16 protein-coding genes are annotated in these 18,961 nt (G+C 66.7%); 10 read left to right on the forward strand and 6 right to left on the reverse strand.

Annotated features, from left to right (window positions below; genetic code table 11):
• Positions 1 to 84 precede the first annotated feature (84 nt).
• Positions 85 to 1,245, reverse strand: coding sequence for a cyclopropane fatty acyl phospholipid synthase (cfa, locus tag ACLD02_RS02870; RefSeq protein ID WP_410297883.1), 1,161 nt, complete (start codon positions 1,243 to 1,245; stop codon positions 85 to 87).
• A 260-nt stretch (positions 1,246 to 1,505) separates the two neighbouring features.
• Between cfa and ACLD02_RS02875 the strand changes: the two genes are divergently transcribed.
• The gene (locus tag ACLD02_RS02875; RefSeq protein WP_410297884.1) at positions 1,506 to 2,537 is read left to right on the forward strand and encodes a metal-dependent hydrolase; all 1,032 of its coding nucleotides are present in this window, start codon (positions 1,506 to 1,508) and stop codon (positions 2,535 to 2,537) included.
• Between the two features lie 3 nt (positions 2,538 to 2,540).
• Here ACLD02_RS02875 and ACLD02_RS02880 read toward each other — a convergent pair whose 3' ends face one another.
• Positions 2,541 to 3,551 carry a zinc-binding alcohol dehydrogenase family protein gene (locus ACLD02_RS02880; RefSeq protein ID WP_410297885.1) on the reverse strand — a complete coding sequence of 337 codons (1,011 nt, stop codon included), beginning with the start codon at positions 3,549 to 3,551 and terminating at the stop codon, positions 2,541 to 2,543.
• 80 nt (positions 3,552 to 3,631) lie between these two features.
• Here ACLD02_RS02880 and ACLD02_RS02885 point away from each other — a divergent pair, with 80 nt between their 5' ends.
• The 6 genes from ACLD02_RS02885 (at position 3,632) to ACLD02_RS02910 (ending at position 10,825) form a co-directional block, all read left to right on the forward strand.
• Positions 3,632 to 5,116: an amidase gene (locus ACLD02_RS02885; protein ID WP_410297886.1), complete on the forward strand. Its 1,485-nt coding sequence runs from the start codon at positions 3,632 to 3,634 to the stop codon at positions 5,114 to 5,116.
• Between the two features lie 221 nt (positions 5,117 to 5,337).
• The gene (locus ACLD02_RS02890; protein WP_410297887.1) at positions 5,338 to 6,852 is read left to right on the forward strand and encodes a tripartite tricarboxylate transporter permease; all 1,515 of its coding nucleotides are present in this window, start codon (positions 5,338 to 5,340) and stop codon (positions 6,850 to 6,852) included.
• On the forward strand, positions 6,849 to 7,301 hold the full coding sequence (locus ACLD02_RS02895; protein ID WP_410297888.1) for a tripartite tricarboxylate transporter TctB family protein: 453 nt from the start codon (positions 6,849 to 6,851) through the stop codon (positions 7,299 to 7,301). The genes ACLD02_RS02890 and ACLD02_RS02895 overlap by 4 nt, the downstream gene beginning before the upstream one ends.
• A 27-nt stretch (positions 7,302 to 7,328) precedes the next feature.
• On the forward strand, positions 7,329 to 8,351 hold the full coding sequence (locus ACLD02_RS02900; protein ID WP_410297889.1) for a tripartite tricarboxylate transporter substrate binding protein: 1,023 nt from the start codon (positions 7,329 to 7,331) through the stop codon (positions 8,349 to 8,351).
• Positions 8,348 to 9,919, forward strand: coding sequence for a rhodanese-like domain-containing protein (locus tag ACLD02_RS02905; protein WP_410297890.1), 1,572 nt, complete (start codon positions 8,348 to 8,350; stop codon positions 9,917 to 9,919). The genes ACLD02_RS02900 and ACLD02_RS02905 overlap by 4 nt, the downstream gene beginning before the upstream one ends.
• 24 nt (positions 9,920 to 9,943) lie before the next feature.
• Entirely contained in the window at positions 9,944 to 10,825 is an 882-nt protein-coding gene (locus ACLD02_RS02910) for a TauD/TfdA dioxygenase family protein (protein WP_410297891.1), read from the forward strand.
• A 100-nt stretch (positions 10,826 to 10,925) separates the two neighbouring features.
• Here the strand turns inward: ACLD02_RS02910 and glcF are convergent, their stop codons facing one another.
• The 3 genes from glcF to glcD are packed head-to-tail and all read right to left on the reverse strand — an operon-like array spanning position 10,926 to position 14,714.
• Complete coding sequence (glcF, locus tag ACLD02_RS02915) at positions 10,926 to 12,152, reverse strand: glycolate oxidase subunit GlcF (RefSeq protein WP_410297892.1); 1,227 nt, start codon at positions 12,150 to 12,152, stop codon at positions 10,926 to 10,928.
• Between the two features lie 13 nt (positions 12,153 to 12,165).
• Positions 12,166 to 13,221 (reverse strand): glycolate oxidase subunit GlcE, encoded by a 1,056-nt coding sequence (glcE, locus tag ACLD02_RS02920; RefSeq protein WP_410297893.1) that lies wholly within the window; start codon positions 13,219 to 13,221, stop codon positions 12,166 to 12,168.
• Positions 13,221 to 14,714: a glycolate oxidase subunit GlcD gene (gene glcD, locus ACLD02_RS02925; protein WP_410297894.1), complete on the reverse strand. Its 1,494-nt coding sequence runs from the start codon at positions 14,712 to 14,714 to the stop codon at positions 13,221 to 13,223. The genes glcE and glcD overlap by 1 nt, the downstream gene beginning before the upstream one ends.
• 146 nt (positions 14,715 to 14,860) lie before the next feature.
• Between glcD and creB the strand changes: the two genes are divergently transcribed.
• From creB to creD, 3 genes are all read left to right on the forward strand, one after another.
• Positions 14,861 to 15,541 carry a two-component system response regulator CreB gene (gene creB / locus ACLD02_RS02930; protein WP_338015195.1) on the forward strand — a complete coding sequence of 227 codons (681 nt, stop codon included), beginning with the start codon at positions 14,861 to 14,863 and terminating at the stop codon, positions 15,539 to 15,541.
• A complete protein-coding gene (creC, locus tag ACLD02_RS02935; RefSeq protein ID WP_410297895.1) occupies positions 15,538 to 16,953 on the forward strand; it encodes a two-component system sensor histidine kinase CreC in 1,416 nt (471 codons plus the stop codon). Before creB ends, creC begins: the two co-directional genes overlap by 4 nt.
• A gap of 75 nt (positions 16,954 to 17,028) precedes the next feature.
• Entirely contained in the window at positions 17,029 to 18,357 is a 1,329-nt protein-coding gene (creD, locus tag ACLD02_RS02940; RefSeq protein WP_410297896.1) for a cell envelope integrity protein CreD, read from the forward strand.
• Between the two features lie 44 nt (positions 18,358 to 18,401).
• On the opposite strand, the gene ACLD02_RS02945 is transcribed toward creD, so the two are convergent.
• On the reverse strand, positions 18,402 to 18,755 hold the full coding sequence (locus ACLD02_RS02945) for a NirD/YgiW/YdeI family stress tolerance protein (RefSeq protein WP_203103620.1): 354 nt from the start codon (positions 18,753 to 18,755) through the stop codon (positions 18,402 to 18,404).
• Positions 18,756 to 18,961 lie beyond the last annotated feature (206 nt).

Below are 18,961 nucleotides of genomic sequence, written 5' to 3' on the forward strand. Positions count from 1 at the left end.
GGCCGGCCATCGTGATTGAGAATGATTCGTGATCCGTTTGCGGCATTATGCCACCGCCGCGCGGCCCCGCGCCAGGGGCCTGGATCAACGCGGTGACCGGTAAGCATGGGCACGGTGCCCGGGCTTGGAGAACACCCATTGCCAGAGCTGGATGGTACGGGCCCGGAAGGCGCCGGCGCACAGGTTCAGATAGTAGTGCCACATGCGTTGGAAACGTTCGTCATAGCGGCCCTTGAGTTCCGGCCAATGGGCCAGGAAGTTGGCGTCCCAGGCTTTCAGGGTACGCGCGTAGTCCGGGCCGAAACTGTGCACGTCCTCCACCACGTAACGGTATTCCGCGTGGCGGGCGATCTGTTTGATGGAGGGCAGCTCGCCGTTGGGGAAGATGTATTTGTCGATCCAGGCGTCGTGGCTGTTGGTGCTTTCGTTGTTGCCGATGGTGTGCAGCAGCATCAGGCCCCGGTCCTTGAGCAGATGCCGGGTGGTTTCCATGAAGGTCCGGTAGTTGCGGCGGCCGACATGCTCGAACATACCCACCGACACCACCCGGTCGTATTGGCCGCTGATTGTGCGGTAGTCCTTGAGCAGCACCTCCACCGGCAGGTCCGCGCAGCGCCGCCGGGCCAGTTCCGCCTGCTCGGTGGAGACGGTGACGCCGAGGGCACGCACCCCATAGTGGCGGGCGGCGTGGTCGAGCAGGCTGCCCCAGCCACAGCCGATGTCGAGCAGGGTCATGCCCGGTTCCAGCTCCAGCTTGCGGCAGATCAGATCCAGTTTGGCTTCCTGGGCTTCGTGCAGGGTGGTGGCATCCTTCCAGTAGCCGCAGCTGTAGGCCATGGTCGGGTCGAGCATTTTCTCGAACAGATCGTTACCCAGATCGTAATGCTGTTCCGCCACCTGGCGTGAACGTCGCAGGCTCTGGCGGTTGCGCAGGTTGTGGCCGAGCAACTGCAGGGCCAGGGTCCATTTGTTCTTGCCCAGGTCCTCGGCGCCGGCGCGCAGGATGCGGTGGATGAACTCGTCCAGGGCATCGCAGTCCCACCACCCGTCCATGTAGGATTCGCCCAGTCCCAGCGAGCGCCGGGCGGCGATGCGTGACAGGGTATCCGGGTGGTGAATCTGCATGTCCCAGGGGCGCCGGCCATTGATTTGAATGTCGGCGTTGGCGAGAACGGAGGCGATCAAGTCGTCGATGGCGCGCGACCCGGTGCGGGGGGCGTCGTCGCGGCTGCGTGAACCGAGCATACAGCATCTCCTTCAGGGTTGATTGAAGACTGCATGGGTGTCACGGGCGTCAGCATGGCTGCCCTGGGACCATTCTTTGACGCTCGTTTCACGGAAGCAAGCGCCCGGCATCATGAAAAATCGCCGAAGTTCCCCGCGGAACTTTGTTTTTACAATAATATTCAAACAGTTGGCGCGCCGGCTCCGATGGTATGAACACCTTCTATGGGTGTGATTTGGGTCCGCTATTCTTCTTTCTCGCGCTTTTTCTGGAGCAGTACATGGATTCTTTGACGCAGGCGGCGCTCGGCGGCGCCCTGGGTGGCGCGGTGCTGGGCAGCCGGCTTGGCCGTGGCGCCATTGTCGGCGGCGCGCTGCTGGCCACCCTGCCGGACCTGGATGTGCTGATCGATTACGGCGACGCGGTGGCCAACTTCTCCGAGCACCGTGGCTTCAGCCATTCACTGCTGGTGCTGGCGCCCCTGGCCACGCTGCTGGCGTGGGCGCTGAGCCGCTGGAAACCGGCGCCGGGCTTCGGCCGCTGGTGGGCGTTCACCACTCTGGTGCTGCTGACCCACCCGTTGCTGGATGCCTTCACCTCCTATGGCACCCAGCTCTGGTGGCCGCTGGGGGCGCCGGTGGCGCTCAACAGCGTGTTCATCATCGATCCGCTTTACACCCTGCCGTTACTGATCGCGGTGCTGATCGCGCTGATCAAGCCCCCAGCGCTCACCGCGCTGTCCGTGGGGCTGGGGTTGTCCAGCGCCTATCTGGCCTGGAGTCTGGTGGCCCAGCAGTGGATGACCGGGCGGGTGGAAAACGTCCTGGCGGAGCGGGGGCTTGAGGGCGCCCCGCTGATGGTGCAGCCGATGCCGTTTTCCACCCTGCTGTGGCGTGCCACCGCTGTCGCACCGGATCGTCGCCTGGAAATGGTCACCGGGGTGTTCGACGGCGACCAGCCTCTTTATGTGGAGGTCTTTCCCCGCGATCCGGGTTTGCAGGCCCAGGCCGAGCAATTGACGGACGGGCGTCGCCTGGCCTGGTTCACCGGTGGGTTTCTGGATTACCGTCGCGATGGCGACCGCCTGGTGGTCACCGACGTGCGCCTGGGCGTGCCGGGCGCCCATCCGTTTCAGTTCGTGATCGCGGACCAGGGGCTGGACGGTTGGCAACCCCTCACCAGCAGCCGGTTGCCCCGGCCGATGGTCAACGAGGAGGCCTGGCCGGCGCTATGGCGGCGCACCTTCGCTCTGGCGCCGGTGCTGTGCCTGCGCTCGCAGACCGCTGGCGACAGCGTCGCCGCCTGCCGCTAGCGGTCAGCCCCAGCCGGCCAGCACCAGCTTGCCGATGGTGGCGCCGCCTTCCAGGCGGCGGTGGGCTTCCTTGAGGTTGTCCGCGTTGATGGTGCCCAGGCTTTCGGAAAGGGTGGTTTCCAGCACGCCTGTTTCCATCAGCCGGGCGGCCTCGGCGAGGATGCGGCCCTGGCGCTCCATGTCCACGCCGAACAGGGCGCGGGTGAACATGAACTCCCAGGCGAAGCGGGCGCTCTTGGGCTTCAGCGGGTTGGTGTCCAGCGGCCCTCGGGCGTCGACGATGGAAACGATGCCGCCCAGCGGCGCCACCAGCTGACAGACGTCGTTCCAGTAACCGTCCGGTTCCTGGGCCAGCAGAATGGCGTCCACCTGCTCGATGCCCAGTTCCTTGAGTGGCGCCACCAGGCCCTGGCGGTAGTCGATGGTGTGGTGGGCGCCCATGGCCCGACACCATTCGGCGGAGCGTTCGCGGCCGGCGGTGGCGATCACCGTCATGCCGAAATGGCGCGCCGCCAGTTGCGTGGCGATGGAACCGACACCGCCGGCGCCGCCAACGATCAGCAGGGTTTTGCCCTTGGCGTTTTGCGGGGTGAGGCCGAGCTGGTCTTCCAGGGCTTCCCAGGCGGTCAGGGTGGTCAGCGGCAGAGCGGCGGCCTCTTGCAGGCCGATGCCTTCCGGCGCCTTGGCGACGATGCGCTCGTCCACGCACTGGTACTGGGCGTTGGAGCCCTGGCGCTGCATGGCGCCGGCGTACCAGACCCGGTCGCCGGGCAGAAAGCCGCGTACTTCCGAGCCCACCGCCTCGACGCGCCCGGCGGCGTCGTAGCCGAGCACCTTGTAGCCTTTTTCCGCCAGGGGGCGTTGGCGTACCTTGGTGTCCACCGGGTTCACCGACACCGCCTCCACCGCCACCAGCAGGTCCCGGGGGCCGGGTCGCGGCTGGTCCAGCTCGATGTCTTCCAGGGCGTGCACGTCCTCGATGGCGCGGGGTTGGTTGAAGCCGACTGCTTTCATGGGGCCTCCGGGCTAATGTGCTTCGTGGGGAGATTGTGGCACCGTAGGAGCGCGCTCCTACAAACAACAAGGATACCATCATGAATTTTGAAGAATACCGGCGCCACGACGGTCTGGGGTTGGCGGAGTTGGTGGCCAAGGGGGAGGTCACCGCCGAGGAAGTGCTGGAGGTGGCGATCCAGCGCGCGGAAGCGGTGAATCCCAAGCTCAACGGACTGATCATCCCGCTTTACGAAGAGGCCCGGCGGCGTGCCGGCGAGCCTTTGGAAGGCCCCTTCGCCGGCGTGCCCATGCTGGTCAAGGATCTGTTCCAGGAGATTGGCGGCGCGCCGGCTTACAGCGGCAACAAGGCGCTCAAGGAGCAGGACTTCCGCGCCCCCCGGGATTCGGAACTGGTGCGCCGCTGGAAAGCCGCCGGGGCGGTGCCGTTTGGCCGCACCAATACCCCGGAGTTCGGCTCCAAGGGCGTCACCGAGCCGGAGTCCTTCGGCGCCAGCCGCAACCCCTGGAACACGGACCATACGCCGGGTGGTTCCTCCGGCGGCTCGGCGGCGCTCACCGCCGCCGGCGTGGTGCCCTTCGCCGGGGCCAACGATGGCGGCGGCAGCATCCGCATTCCCGCCGCCTGCTGCGGCCTGTTCGGGCTCAAGCCCGGCCGTGGGCGCACCCCCTGGGGCCCGGAATTCGTGGAAGCCCTGCACGGCATTTCCGTGAACCATGTGGTGAGCCGCTCGGTGCGTGATTCCGCCGCGCTGCTGGACGCCACCCACGGCGATGAGCACGGCAGTCTGTTCCACATCGCGCCGCCGGAACGGTCCTATCTCAGCGAACTGGAGCGCGACCCGGCGCCGCTGAAAATCGGTTTCTCCCTGACTTCGCCCATCGGCACCCCGGTGGACCCGGAGGCGGTCAAGGCGGTGGAGGACACCGCCCGTCTGCTGGAAAGCCTGGGCCACCACGTGGAGGAGGCGGCGCCATCCCTCGACATGATGGCCATGAGCATGGACTGGCTGGGCATCTGGTTCACCAAGTGCGCCTCCGAGGTGGCCCGGGTCAAGCAGCTCACCGGCTGTGGTGACGAGGGCTTCGAGCTGGATACGCTGGCCATGGCCGCCTTCGGCCACGCCACCAGTGCCGACGACTACCTGGGCTTCTACCAGCGCGGCCAGCTCTACTCCCAGCAACTGGCGGACTTCCATGACCGCTATGATTTCTGGCTCACTCCCACCCTGGCCATGCAGCCGGCGGCCATCGGTGCCTCCGCCACGCCGGCCTGGCAACAAAACGCCCTCAAGGTGATCCTCAAGCTGCGCGCCAGCAAGCTGGTGATGAAATCCGGGCTGGTGGAACAGATGGCCCGGGAAAACATGAAGTACGTGCCCTTCACCCAGCTCGCCAACTTCACCGGCGTGCCGGCCATGTCGGTGCCCCTGCACTGGTGCGAAAGCGGCCTGCCCATGGGCGTGCAGTTCGTCGGCACTCATGGCGACGAAGGCCGGCTGCTGGCTCTGGCCGGGCAACTGGAAAAAGCGAAACCGTGGTTTGATCGCTGGCCGGCTGTTTAGGCCGGCGACTTATTCTTTTTTTGAATTAAAAGATATGAATTTATAATTTTAAAAGCGAGGAGCCGCTCTTTATAGTGGCGGTTCCTTTGCCCCTACCGTACCCGCGGCGGCGCTCAATATTCTGTTTGTTTGATGAGCCGCTGCGCCATGATTCCTGCCGTCGACATTGTCGCTGATGCCCCGTCTCCATGGCCGGGCTTCCCTTCCCGGGAGGCCCGTTGATGGAGTGGTTTGCCCATTTGGCGGCGGTGTTTGAACCCCTGAATCTGCTCATTCTTTTCCTGGGCGTCACCGGCGGTCTGGTGCTGGGCGCGATTCCCGGTGTCAGCCCCACCCTGTCGGTGGCCCTGCTGGTGCCGTTCACCTTTCATATGGCGCCCACCACCGGCCTGATTCTGATCGGCGCGGTCTACGCCAGCAGCATTGCCGGCGGGGCGGTCAGCGCCATTCTGATTAATGTGCCGGGGGCGCCGGCGAACATCGCCACCACCTTCGACGGTCACGAAATGGCTCGCCAGGGGCGTGCCAGTGAAGCCATGCAGTATGCGTTTACCAGCACCCTGGTCGGCGGCGTGGCGGGCATGCTGATCCTGATTTTCCTGGCGCCCCTGTTCGTGGATTACGTTCTGCGCTTCGGTCCGGCCGAGATGTTCTGGGTGGCGATCGTCGGCATCACCATCATGGCTTCCCTGGGCACCGGTTCGCTGCTCAAAGGGTTGTTCGGTGGGGCCCTGGGTATCTGGATTTCCACCATCGGTATCAGCCCGGCCACCGGGCAATCCCGGTTTGTTTTTACTCACCATCTGGACGGTGGCATCCACATCGTGGTGGCGCTGATCGCGTTTTTCGCCATCCCGCAGGTATTCCGGTTGTTGGAGTCCAGGGCCGCCGTGGCCAGCCAGGCGGTGGTCAGCCAGGCCAGCCGGCTGACCACGGTCGTGCGGAACGCCCTGGGCCATCGTCTGGCGATGGGCCTGGGCACGCTGGTGGGCGCCATCGTCGGCATTATTCCCGGCGCGGGTGGTCAGGTGGCGAGCATTATCGGCTACGACCAGGTGCGCAAGCTCAGTCGTGACAACGCCACCTTCGGGCACGGTGACCCCCGTGGCGTGGTGGCCTCGGAAAGCGCCAACAGTGCCATGGTGGGGCCGTCCCTGATTCCCCTGCTCGGGCTTGGCGTGCCCGGCAGCCCGACCTGCGCGGTGCTGCTGGGCGGCCTGCTGATTCACGGCATCTTTCCCGGTCCCAAACTGTTCGAGACCAGTGGCGGCGTGATCTGGCCGTTCCTGGGAGCCCTGCTTCTGGCGCAGGTTCTGATTTTCTTCGTGGGGCTGCAGCTGTCCCGGTTGGGGCATCTGGTCACCCGGGTTTCGCCGGCTCATCTGGCCGCCGGCATTCTGGTTCTTTCGGTGATCGGTACCTACAGCATTCAGAACAACCTGGGAGACGTCTACGTCATGGCGGGCCTGGGTGTGCTGATGTACCTCGGTATCAAGGGCGGCTTCCAACCGGCTCCGGTGGTGTTGGGCGTGATTCTCGGTCCGATCGCGGAAGAGAACTTTCAGATGGGACGCACGCTCGCCGGCCCGTCGGGCAGCGTGCTGGACTATTTCACCTCCGGCGACATCGTGCAGGTGCTGATGGCGCTGGCGGTCATCTCCCTGGCCTACGGCATGCTCGCGCCGATCTGGCGGGCCCGTCGTCGACCGGCCACCTCGGTGGGGGCCGGGCTGTGAAGGACATCGCGATTGCCCTGGTGGCGCTGACGATCTCGGTGGGATTGCTGTGGGCCGGTCTGGCGCCGGACAAACCCACGGTGTTCGCCTTTCCGAATTTCTGGGCCTGGGTGTTGTTGTCGCTATCGCTGGGCTTGCTGGTCCAGGCCCTGGCCCGCCGCGCGGTACGCGGCGCCGATGCCCGGGATGTCGCCGCGGTGACCGATTCCTTGACGCAGCTCGCCCCGCTGGTGGTGATTGGCTTTGGGTACTTCATGCTGTTTCCGGTGCTCGGCTTTTATGCCAGCGCGTTGTTGGCTTTCGCCCTGGTGTCGATGTTTTACGACTCCCTCGGCGTCGCTGCCCGGCCCTTGTTGCATGGCGCGGTGTCGCTCGTCTTTACGCTGATTCTGTATCTGATCTTCGGGGTTTTGCTGGGTGTTCAGGTGCCCGGCGGATGGCTTTTTTAATCTTACAAATACTGTTGGAGACTGATGATGGCCAATCATTCAAAAGCCAAGACGGGGAAACTGGCCGGCCTCGCCGCTCTGGTCGTGCTGATCGTGGTTGCCGCCTGGGGGCTGCGGCAAACGGGCAGCGACGGCGCCCTGGTCGGCGAGGGGGACGATTATCCGGACAAGCCCTTGTCCCTGACCGTGGCCTACGGGCCCGGCGGCGCCACGGACCTGCAGGCGCGCATTGCCGTCGAGCCGGCCGCCGAGGTGCTCGGCCAGCCGGTCAAGGTGGTGAACCGCCCCGGTGCCGGTGGCCGGGTCGGCTGGAACTGGGCGGTGGACAGCGGCGGGCGCGATGGCTATGAGCTGATCGCCTATAACCTGCCGCACATGATCGCCCAATGGACCCACGAGCCATCGCTCAGCTACAACGCCGACAACGTGGTGCCGGTGGCCAATTGGGGCGCGGATCCGGCGGTACTGGTGGTGGGCAAGGACAGCCCCTTCCAAACCGTGGCGGACGTGGTCGATTACGCGCGCGCTCATCCCGGTGAGCTGTCGGTGTCCGGCGCCGGGTTGTACACCGGCCATCATGTGGCGGCCTTGCAGTTCCAGCGCGCCGCGGGCGTGGACATCAACTTTCTTCCCGCGGAACAGGGCGGTGTGCAGGCGCTGCAGTTCGTGATTGGCGGCCAGGTTCAGGCCGGTTTCAACAATTTGTCCGACTCTTGGCGTAACCGGGATTCGCTGAAAATCCTGGCGGTGGCCGACACCGAGCGCAGCGAGTTTCTGCCGGACGTGCCCACCTTTCAGGAGGCCGGCGTGGAGGTGGACGATCTGAGCACCAACCTGCGCGGGGTGGCCGTGGTCAAGGGCGTGCCGGAACCGCACGTCGAACGTCTGGCGGAGAAACTGCCGGAAGTGTTCCGCCTGGAACAGGTGCAGACCAAGCTTAAGAATACCGGCTCCGGGTCGCTGGTCCTGGGTCCGCGGGAAACCCGTGAGCTGTTCGAGCGTAAAACCCGCGCCATCAAGGCGCTGCTCGCTCAGGACGATGCCCCGTGACGTGGACGTTATCCACCGCCGACCAGGTACGGGAGCGTTGGGTACAGGGGCGCGAAGTGGCCGTGCTCGACGTGCGCGAAGAAGGGCCGTTCTCCCGAGCCCATCCCCTGTTCGCCGCCTCCGTGCCTCTGTCGCGGCTGGAGTTGACGATCCGCCAGCGGGTGCCGCGTTCGAACGTGCCGCTGGTGGTGTACGACGACGGCGACGGTCTGGCCGGACCGGCGCTGTCCCGGTTGGAGGCCCTGGGGTACACGAACCTGAGTGTGCTGGATGGCGGCCTGCCTGCCTGGAGCGCACGGGGGGAGCTCTATCGGGATGTGAACTCCGCCAGCAAGGCGTTCGGGGAATGGGTCGAGGCGCGTTATCAGTTACCCGGCCTGGCGGCGTCGGAGTTCGAACAACGGAGGCGGGCGGGCGAGGCTTTCCTGCTGGTCGATGCTCGCCCCTTCCATGAATACCAGACCATGACCATCCCCGGCAGCGTGAGCTGCCCGGGCGCCAATCTTGCCGCGCGGGTGCCGACCTTGTTGACGGACCCGGAGACGCCGGTGGTGGTCAATTGCGCCGGGCGCACCCGCAGCCTGATCGGTGCCCAATCGCTGATCGACAGCGGCTTGCCCAACCCGGTCTACGCGCTGCGCAATGGCACCATCGGCTGGTTGCTGGCGGGCCTGGAGCTTGAATACGGCGCGCGGCGTCGAGCCTCCGATCCCGACCCGGCTTCTCTGCCTGTGATTCGAGAGCGGGTGCGGCGCCACGCACTCGACACCGGCGTGCGTTATGCCGACGGCGATGAATATCGCGCCTGGTTGGCCGAGGTGCATCACCGAACCACCTATTTCTTTGACGTTCGCGAAAGCGAGGAAGTGGAGGCCGGGCCGCTGGCGGGCTTCCGGCACGCACCGGGCGGGCAATTGGTGCAGGCCACCGACGATTATCTGGCGGTGCGGCATGCGCGCATCGTGCTTGCCGATGACGACGGGGTGCGTGCGCCAATGACGGCGTCCTGGCTGCGCCGGATGGGATGGCGTGACGTCATGGTGGTGAGCGTACCGATGGTTCGCGCCGAAGCGGCGCCGCCGAGAACGGCTCCGCCGCCCCCTCCGGACGTCCATGGCGTGACTCCGGAACAGGTGGACAGGTGGCGCCGGGAGGGGGCCGTCGTCCTGGACGTGAGTCGCAGCGACGAATACCGGGCAGCGCATGTGGAGGGCGCGCTGCAGGTAAACCGTAACCGGCTGGCCGACGCCATCGACGTGCTGAAAGTGCCCGGCCAACGGTTGGTCGTGACCAGCCAGGACGGCGCGCTGGCGAACTTCGCGGCCGCCGATCTGAAGGCGCACGGCATCGCCGTGCCGGTGCTGGCCGGCGGAAACCGGGCTTGGGCTCGGGCCGGACTGCCGCTGGTCAGCGGTGAAGGGGATTTTTTTGATGTTCCTGACGATTGTTACCGGCGGCCCTACGAAGGGACCGCCCATGGTCGCGAAGCCATGCAGGGCTACATCGACTGGGAACTGAAACTGGTCGGGCAACTGCGACGCGACGGCGTTGCCGGCTTCCTGATTTAAGTAGTGCAAGGTGAGGAAACAACAATGAGTTTATCCGAACAGTTGCCACGTATTGATGCCTTTGACGCGCCCCTGGGCGCCGAGGTGGTGGGTGCCGATCTGAGCGGTGACGATATCCGGCGGGACGTGGCCCGGACCAAGGCGGCACTCGATAAGCACCTGGTGGTGCGTTTGCGCGGTCAGAAACTGGACGAGGCGTCGCTGATCGCGTTCAGCCGACACTTTGGAGAACTGCAGCCGGCGCCGGCCTCGGAGCATTACAGCGCCGGCGCCATCGAGCGGTATCCGGAGATCTTCGTGGTGTCCAATATTCGCGAAAACGGTCGCGTGATCGGCACCCTGGGCAACGCCGAAGCCGAATGGCATACGGACATGTCCTATGTGGACGTACCGCCGGGGCCGACGATTCTGTACGCCAAGGAGGTCACGCGCAGTGGCGGTGAAACGTCTCTGTGCAACATGTTCCTGGCCTACGAGGCGCTGCCTGAAGCGTTGAAACGCCGCGTGGCCACGTTGCGATGCAAGCATGACTCGTCTTACACCAGTGCCGGTGATCTGCGCAAAGGCGCGGACGCGGTGACCTCGGCCCGTGAGGCGCCGGGCGCCATCCATCCGCTGGTGCGGGTACATCCGGTCAACGGTCGCCGTGCCCTGTATCTCGGTCGGCGCCGCAACGCCTATCTGGTGGGTCTTTCCGAGAAGGACAGCGAAGCCCTGCTCGACGAGCTTTGGTCCTACGTGACCAGACCTGAGCATATCTGGACGCAGCAATGGCAAGTGGGTGACGTGCTGCTGTGGGACAACCGCTGGACCATGCACCACCGCAATCCGTTCGACAGTGGTGAGCGACGGCTGATGTTGCGCACCCAGGTGTACGGGGAGCGGCCGCTGGCGGCGTCCGCCTGAACGCGAATCTTGCGTAGGTGCGGCCCGAGAGGTCGTCGATCGAGACTAAAGTCGCTCCTACAGCGCCGTTATCATGTCGTAGGAGCGACTTTAGTCGCGATCAGGCGTCCCGGGACAACGCCTCGTCGAGGATCTCGATCCAGTGCCGCACCGGGGTGCGGCCGGCGGCGGTGAGGTGCATCTGGCAGCCGATGTTGGCGGTGGCAATGGCATCGGGCTGGCCGCTTTCCAGGGCGTCGAGTTTTTGGTCGCGCAGTTGCCGGGCCATGGCCGGTTGGGTGATCGAGTAGGTGCCGGCGGAGCCGCAGCACAGGTGGCCGTCCGGTACCGGGGTGAGCTCGAAGCCCAGCCGGGTGAGCACGCTTTCGGTGACGCCGGCCAGGCGCTGGCCGTGTTGCAGGGTGCATGGGCATTGGAAGGCCAGCCGGCCTTCGGCGTGCACCGTCAGCGCTTCCAAAGCTTCTCCAGCGAGAAATTCCGCCGGGTCACGGGTGTGCTCGCTGACGCGGCGGGCCTTGTCGGCGTAGGCCGGGTCGTCGCGCAGCACCTTGCCGTATTCCTTGATAAAGGCGCCGCAGCCGCTGGCGGTGGGGATGATGGCTTCCACGCCGTCGTCCAGGGCGGCGATCCAGGTGTCGATATTGCGTTTGGCCCGGTCCAGGCCGGTGGCCTGGCCGTCCAAATGATAGTCCACGGCGCCGCAGCAGCCGGCCCCGGACCAGACTTCCGCGCCGATGCCCAGGCGGTCCAGCACCCGGGCGGTGGCGGCGTTGGTGTTGGGCGACAGGGCCGGTTGCACGCAGCCGGCCAGCAGCGCCACCCGGCGCGGATGGCCGCCGCCGGGCCAGGTGCCCGCCGACGGTATCCGGGCGGGGATTTTTTCCTTCAGCGCCGCCGGGGCCAGCGGTCGGGCCAGACGGCCCAGCGCCATCAGCGTGGCGAACAGCCGGGGGCGCGGCATCAGGGCGCGCAGGCCCCGGCGCAGCAGGCGTTCCCGAGGGGAGCGGGGCACCCGGCGTTCCAACTCCGGCCGGGCGATGTCCAGCAGGGAGTGGTAGTCCACGCCGGAGGGGCAGGTGGTTTCGCAGGCGCGACAGCTCAGGCAGGCGTCCAGATGTTGCTGGGTGCCTTCGCCGGGTTCGTGGCCCTCCAGCATTTCCTTGATCAGATAAATGCGTCCGCGCGGGCCATCCAGCTCGTCGCCGGTGAGTTGGTAGGTGGGGCAGGTGGCGTTGCAGAAGCCGCAGTGCACGCAGCTGCGCAGAATCGATTCCGCCTCCTCGGCGCGTGGCAGTTGGCGGGCGGTGTCGCTGAGTCGGGTTTGCATGGCCGGCCTCCGGTTACAGGTCCGCGTAGAGCCGGCCCGGGTTGAAAATCCGCTCCGGGTCCAGGCGGGCTTTCAGCGTCTGGTGGTAGCGCAGCAGGGCCGCCGGCAGCGGGTGGAACGGCGCGTCCCCCGGCTCGTCACCGCTGAAACGGGTGGCGGAACCGCCGGCGCTGGCCGCCAGTTGCCGCAGGGTGTCGGCGTCCGCGTCGCTTTTCAGCCAGCGCTGGGCGCCGCCCCAATCGCTGAGCCGGGTGCCGGGCAGGTCCAGCTCCGGGGTCGCCGGCGGCAGCGACAGCCGCCACAACGGCTTGGCGCCGTCGAAGAACGGCAGCCGGTGGTCGCGCAGCTTGCGCCAGTAGTGCGCGTCCTCCAGCGGCTCGCCGCCGATCTCCGCCACCGCCGCGTCCACCGAGCCCTGGTTGCCTTCCAGGCGCAACCGCAGCAGGCCGCCGCCGTGGCAGGCGGCGGACAGCGGCAGGCCGCGTCGGCGCCAGTTCAGTATCCGTTCCCGGGCCTGTTCGCCGGTGAGGCGCAGTTGCAGGGAGCGGCTGGCGCGTGGGCGCGGCAGCACCTTGAACGACACTTCCGTGATCAGCCCCAGGCAGCCGAAGCTGCCGGCCATCAGCCGGGACAGGTCGTAGCCGGCCACGTTCTTCATCACTTCGCCACCGAAACGCAGGTGCCGGCCCTCGCCGGTGATCACCCGGGTGCCGAGCACGAAGTCCCGCACCGAACCGGCCCAGGGCCGGCGCGGACCGGCCAGGCCGCTGGCCACCATGCCGCCGACGCTGGCGTCGCCGCCAAACAGGGGCGGCTCGAACGGCAGCATCTGGCCCTGCTCCGCCAGGGTGGCGATCAGTTCGCTGACCCGGGTGCCGGCGCGGGCGGTGACCACCAGCTCGCTGGGGTCGTAATGGACCACGCCGCTGTGGCCCAGCGTATCCAGCACCTCGCCGTCCACCGGCCGGCCCAGGTGGGATTTGCCGCCGGTACCGCGCGGGCACAGCGGGCGGCGCTCGGCGCGGGCGGCGCGTACCCGCTCCAGAAGGGCTTCGGACTGATCGCCCATCAGAACCGCTCCAGTTCGGGGAACGGCAGTTCGCCACGGTGAATGTGCATGGCGCCGAACTCCGCGCAACGGTTCAGGGTGGGGATGTTCTTGCCCGGATTGAGCAGCCGCTGCGGATCGAAGGCGGCCTTCACCGCGTGGAAGCAGGTGATCTCGTCGGCGTCGAACTGGCTGCACATCTGGTTGATCTTCTCGCGGCCCACGCCGTGCTCGCCGGTGATGCTGCCGCCGACTGCCACGCACAGCTCCAGGATGCGTCCGCCCAGGGCCTCGGCCCGTTGCAGTTGGTCGCTGTCGTTGGCGTCGAACAGAATCAGCGGGTGCATGTTGCCGTCGCCGGCATGGAAGACGTTGGCCACGCGCAGGTCGTATTCCCGGGACAACGCCTCGATGCCGGCCAGCACCTTGGGCAGCTCCCGTTTGGGGATGGTGCCGTCCATGCAGTAGTAGTCCGGCGAGATGCGGCCCACCGCCGGGAAGGCCGCCTTGCGGCCGGCCCAGAAGCGCTGGCGTTCGGCGTCGTCGCGGGCCTGGCGGATGTCGGTGGCGCCGGCGTTTTCCATCACCGCGCGCACCCGCTGGCAGTCCTCGTCCACGTCGCTTTCCACGCCGTCCAGCTCGCACAGCAGAATGGCGGCGGCGTCGCGGGGGTAGCCGGCGTGGGCGAAATCCTCGGCGGCGCACAGCGCCAGGTTGTCCATCATCTCCAGGCCGCCCGGAATGACGCCGGCGGCGATGATGTCGGCCACCGCCTGGCCGGCGTTCTCCACGCTGTCGAAGCTGGCCAGCAGCACCTTGGCGCGGGGCGGCGTCGGCAGCAGCTTCACGGTGATCTCGGTGACGATGCCGAGCATGCCCTCGGAGCCGGTGAACAGGGCCATCAGGTCGAAGCCGGGGGTATCCAGCGCGTCGCTGCCGAGCGTCAGGCACTCGCCGTCCACGGTGACGATTTCCAGCTTCAGCAGGTTGTGCACGGTGAGGCCGTATTTCAGGCAGTGCACGCCGCCGGCGTTCTCCGCCACGTTGCCGCCGATGGAACAGGCGATCTGTGACGACGGGTCCGGCGCGTAGTACAGACCATAGGGCGCGGCGGCCTGGGAAATGGCCAGGTTGCGCACGCCGGGCTGCACCCGGGCGGTGCCGGCCTCGGTGTCGATTTCGAGAATGCGGTTGAAGCGCGCCATCACCAGCAGGATGCCCTTTTCCAGCGGCAGGGCGCCGCCGGAAAGGCCGGTGCCGGCGCCCCGGGCCACCACCGGCACCCCTTCCTCGCTGGCGATGGCCATCAGCGCCTGGACCTGCGCCAGGGTGTCCGGCAGCGCCACCAGCATGGGCACGGTGCGGTAGGCGGACAGGCCGTCGCATTCGTAGGGCGTCAGATCCTCGCGACGATGCAGTACATGCAGGTCGGGCAGGTCTCGCCGCAGGCGGTTGAGCAGGGCCGCCTTGTCCACCTCGGGCAGGGGGCCGTCGAGCCGTTCATCGTAATGCATGGTTCCGCCGGACTGATGTTATTGGAATCTCGGAGGCCGGTCGTCAGTGTGCAACGGGGCCAGGGTGGCGGCAAGGGAGGCTCGACGTTGGTCGAAAGCGGTGTCGCCGATGCTATGATGAGCGCGGTTTGAACAGGGGCGCTATCGTGACGGCAAACGTGACGGCACACATTCTGATCGTTGACGACGAGCCGAGGGTGGCGGAGCCGCTGAGCTTCGCCCTCAAGCGGGAGCATTTCCGGGTCACCCACGTGGAGCGGGGCGAGCAGGCGCTGGCGGTGCTGGATAAGGACCCGCCGGCGCTGGTGGTGCTGGACGTGGGCCTGCCGGACATCAACGGCTTCGACGTGCTCAAGCGGGTGCGTCGGGACAGCGAGGTGCCGGTGCTGTTTCTGACCGCCCGCGAGGACGAACTGGACCGCATCCTGGGCCTGGAGCTGGGCGGCGATGACTATGTCACCAAGCCGTTCAGCCCCCGCGAGGTGGTGGCCCGGGTGCGCGCCATCCTCAAGCGCCAGGGCGCCGCGCCGGCGGCCACGCCGGTGCCGGACTGGCGCGTGGACGAGCACGCCGCCCGGGCCTGGTTCCGCGACCGGCCCCTCACCCTGACTCTTTCGGAATACCGGATTCTGGAAGCCCTGGTGCGGCACCCGGGCCAGGTGTTCAGCCGCGCCCGGCTGCTGGACATTTGCGGCAGCGAGGAAGACAGCTTCGAGCGCGCCGTGGACACCCATATCAAGACCCTGCGCGCCAAGCTCCGGCCCCTGGGCGGCGATGCCTGGATCGTGACCCGCCGTGGCCTGGGCTATGTGCTGGAACGGCCATGAAGCTGAGCCGCCAACTGCTGCTGATTTTCTTCCTGGTGATGGGGCTGGTGAGCTGGTTCACCATGGACCTGGTGCTCGGCGAGGCCAAGCCGCTGGTACGCCAGTCGGCGGAGGAGACCCTGGTGGACGCCGCCAACCTGCTGGCGGAAATCATCGCCTCGGACGCGGGCGAACAGCGGCTGACGATTACCCCGGATTTGCGGGCCGCTCTGCAGCGTTACGCGGACCGTTCCCCCGCCGCCTCCATCTGGGGCCTGAACAAGAACCGCACCGACACCCATATCTATGTCACCGATGCCCGGGGCGTGGTGCGGTTCGATTCCCAGGGTATGAACGAAGGCGAGGATTTCTCGCAATGGAACGATGTGTTGCTGACCCTGCAGGGCAAGTACGGCGCCCGTACCACCCGCTCCGACCCGGATGATCCCACTTCCTCGGTGCTGTACGTGGCGGCGCCGATACGTCACGACGGCACCCTGATCGGCGTGGTCACCCTGGGCAAGCCCGGCGCCTCGATCCAGCCGTTCGTGGCGCAGGCGGAGAGGCGGCTGATCCGCTACGGCTGGATGGCGCTGACCGTGTGCCTGCTGATGGGGGTTGGCCTGGCCTGGTGGATCAGCCGCCGGGTGGGGAGGTTGCGCGCCTATGCGCTGGCGGTGGCGGAAGGCGGGCGGCCGGCGCCGCCGCGCTTTCGGGTACGCGACGAAATTCACGATCTGGCGCGGGCGGTGACCGCCATGCGCCGGCGCCTGGAAGAACGCTCCCGTCTGGAAAATCACACCGCCATGCTCACCCATGAAATGAAAAGCCCGCTGGCGGCGATTCGTGGTGCCGGGGAAATTCTCGCCGAGGAAGTCAGCGACCCGGCCCTGCACCGGCTCACCGACAATGTGGTGCACGAGAGCCAGCGGCTCAGTGACCTGCTGGATCGCATGCTGGCGCTGGCCCGTCTGGAGAAACTGGAAAGCCTGCCGCCCCGACGCGATCAAGCTCTGGCACCGTTGCTGGAAGAGTGGCGCCGCAGCCGCCAGGTGCTGCTTGATGGCAAGCAGCTTGCTGTGGCACTGGAGGGCGAAGCGGTGCTGCGCCTGGACCCGGACACCGCCCGGCTGGCGCTGTTCAACCTGCTCGACAATGGGCTGCGCTTCGCCGACGCCGGCTCCACCCTGGTGGTGGCCGGCTGGCGCGACGGGGACAGCGGAGGCGTCACGGTCACCAACCACGGCCCGCGCATTCCGGACTATGCCCTGGAGCGCGTCAGCGAACGCTTCTATTCCCTACCGGCGCCGGGCGAGGAGAAAAGCTCCGGGCTGGGCCTGGCCATGGTCCGCGAAGTGGCTGAACTGCACGGCGGCTGGCTGCGCGTCGAAAACCTTGACCACGGCGTGCGCGTCACGCTTTGCCTGGGCTGAGGGCACACACGAAACGCCCACATTCCCCCCACACCCGCCGGGCAAGCTGGCCGCTCCGAACCAAGGGAGACGACCATGGCCCAGAGCCCATTGAAAAAAATCCTGATCATCATCGGCCTGATGCTGGTGTTGGTGGCGCCGCTGCTGATGATCCAGGCGAAGATCAACGAACGCCAGCAGCGCGCGGCGATGGTAAGCCAGGAGGTAAGCCGCCAATACGCCGGCGAGCAGACCGTGTCCGGCCCGGTCATCATGGTGCCCCAGGTGCGCCGCCACGAGGTTGCCTACCAGGACCAGGAAAGCGGCGAACGCCGTACCCGCGCCGAGTTCCGGCACGAGCTGGCCAGCCAGGTGCCGGACACCCTCACCATCGAAGGGCAGCTCAAGACCCGCACCCTGTACCGGGGCATCTACGGGACACCGGTCTACCAGAGTGGCCTGAACCTGGAAGCGCGTTTTCCGGAAAACTGGCAGCAGGTGTCCGACCGCGCTGTGCGCGATCGCGGCCCGGCGCTGTTGGTATTGCGGGTCGGCGATTTGCGTGGTTTGGCGGAACGGCCCCGGCTGCGTATCGGTGAACGAACCCTGCCGCTGCTGGAGCCCGGCGAGATACCGGAAGCCCTGGGCGGCAATGTGCTGGTGGCGCCGCTGCCCCGGGAACTGGAGGGGCCCTTCACCGTTTCCGTGGACCTCAACCTCAATGGCAGCCGGTCGCTGGCGGCCCTGCCCCTGGCCAAGGAAACGCGCATGACCCTGCGCGGCGACTGGCCGCACCCCGGGTTCACCGGCCTGTTGCTGCCGGCGGACCGGGAGATCTCCGACCAGGGGTTCATGGGGCGCTGGTACACCAACAGTCTGGCGGCGGCGAGCACCCTCGCCTGTGCCAGGGACACGGCGCGGTGCCAGGAGCGCGACAAGGCGTTGCGGGTGGAGCTGGTGCAGCCGGTCACCGGCCTGCTTTCCAGCGAGCGGGCACTCAAATACAGCTACCTGATCGTCGGCCTGACCTTCGCCGCTTTCTTCCTGTTCGAGGTGATGCGGCGCGTGTCCGTGCATCCCATGCAGTATCTGCTGGTGGGGCTGGCGTTGGCCATGTTCTATCTGCTGTTGGTGGCGTTGGGCGAACATCTGGATTTCGCCTGGGCCTATGGCATCGGCGGGCTGGCCTGTGTCGGCCTGATCGGCGTGTATCTCAGCGCGGTGTTGCGTTCCCGGAAAGCGGGGTGGGGGTTCGCTGGCGCCCAGGGGCTGGTGCTGGCGTTGATCTACGCCATCCTCAATGCCGAGGACTACGCCCTGCTGATGGGATCGCTGTTGCTGTTCGCCACGCTGGCGGCGGTGATGTTACTGACCCGTCATGTGGATTGGGGCGCCCACGCTCGTGGTCAGCAAGGCACGTCGTGAAGGAAAGAACGGGCCGGGGCGATGCCCCGGCCGTGGCGGTGTGATCAGCCGTCGATGGTGGCGGCGTCGGAACCCTGCATGGCGTTCACTTCTTCCACGTCCACCAGGGTGCGGCCGTCGTCGTGGTCCACTTCGCCGACCAGATCCAGGCGCGTGCCGGTCTGCAGCTGGCGGTCGCCGGTGAGGCCGGTGTCCAGTTCGATCTCGATGGTGCCGGCGGTGTCGCGCAGCAGGTAATGTTCATCTTCCATGACCTGCACCACTTCACCGCTGAGGTGCACCATCTTGCCTTCCTCAATGCCCTGCTTGATGGCGGCGCTGTCCGCCTGGATGGCGTCGCCGGCGTGGGCCACGGAGAAGGTACCCGCCAGGGCGGCGGCAATGATCAGCTTTTTCATGGCAATCCTCCTTGTTCGCTCGGATACGAGTAAGGAGTATGGCAGCCGAAAGGGCCCTTTGTTGCGGTGTGGTTGTAAAGGAGCATTAAAAGCCGGATCGGGGTTTGGTGGATTCCGTGGGCGTTGTTTCCCTCCATCCGGGCCCACACCGAGACGCTTCGGGGTAGCGTCACGCGGCTCCGTAGCTTGGATGGAGGCGGTAGGTT

The sequence above is a fragment of the Alloalcanivorax sp. C16-2 genome, assembly GCF_046507615.1.
GTDB classification, from domain to species: Bacteria; Pseudomonadota; Gammaproteobacteria; order Pseudomonadales; family Alcanivoracaceae; genus Alloalcanivorax; species Alloalcanivorax marinus_A.

What these genes read in the sequence shown, in the direction of transcription:
- cfa (WP_410297883.1), bottom strand. Translation starts at nt 1,245, where the DNA reads ATGCTCGGTTCACGCAGCCGCGACGACGCCCCCCGCACCGGGTCGCGC.
- ACLD02_RS02875 (WP_410297884.1), top strand. Translation starts at nt 1,506, where the DNA reads ATGGATTCTTTGACGCAGGCGGCGCTCGGCGGCGCCCTGGGTGGCGCG.
- ACLD02_RS02880 (WP_410297885.1), bottom strand. Translation starts at nt 3,551, where the DNA reads ATGAAAGCAGTCGGCTTCAACCAACCCCGCGCCATCGAGGACGTGCAC.
- ACLD02_RS02885 (WP_410297886.1), top strand. Translation starts at nt 3,632, where the DNA reads ATGAATTTTGAAGAATACCGGCGCCACGACGGTCTGGGGTTGGCGGAG.
- ACLD02_RS02890 (WP_410297887.1), top strand. Translation starts at nt 5,338, where the DNA reads ATGGAGTGGTTTGCCCATTTGGCGGCGGTGTTTGAACCCCTGAATCTG.
- ACLD02_RS02900 (WP_410297889.1), top strand. Translation starts at nt 7,329, where the DNA reads ATGGCCAATCATTCAAAAGCCAAGACGGGGAAACTGGCCGGCCTCGCC.
- ACLD02_RS02910 (WP_410297891.1), top strand. Translation starts at nt 9,944, where the DNA reads ATGAGTTTATCCGAACAGTTGCCACGTATTGATGCCTTTGACGCGCCC.
- glcF (WP_410297892.1), bottom strand. Translation starts at nt 12,152, where the DNA reads ATGCAAACCCGACTCAGCGACACCGCCCGCCAACTGCCACGCGCCGAG.
- glcE (WP_410297893.1), bottom strand. Translation starts at nt 13,221, where the DNA reads ATGGGCGATCAGTCCGAAGCCCTTCTGGAGCGGGTACGCGCCGCCCGC.
- glcD (WP_410297894.1), bottom strand. Translation starts at nt 14,714, where the DNA reads ATGCATTACGATGAACGGCTCGACGGCCCCCTGCCCGAGGTGGACAAG.
- creC (WP_410297895.1), top strand. Translation starts at nt 15,538, where the DNA reads ATGAAGCTGAGCCGCCAACTGCTGCTGATTTTCTTCCTGGTGATGGGG.
- creD (WP_410297896.1), top strand. Translation starts at nt 17,029, where the DNA reads ATGGCCCAGAGCCCATTGAAAAAAATCCTGATCATCATCGGCCTGATG.
- ACLD02_RS02945 (WP_203103620.1), bottom strand. Translation starts at nt 18,755, where the DNA reads ATGAAAAAGCTGATCATTGCCGCCGCCCTGGCGGGTACCTTCTCCGTG.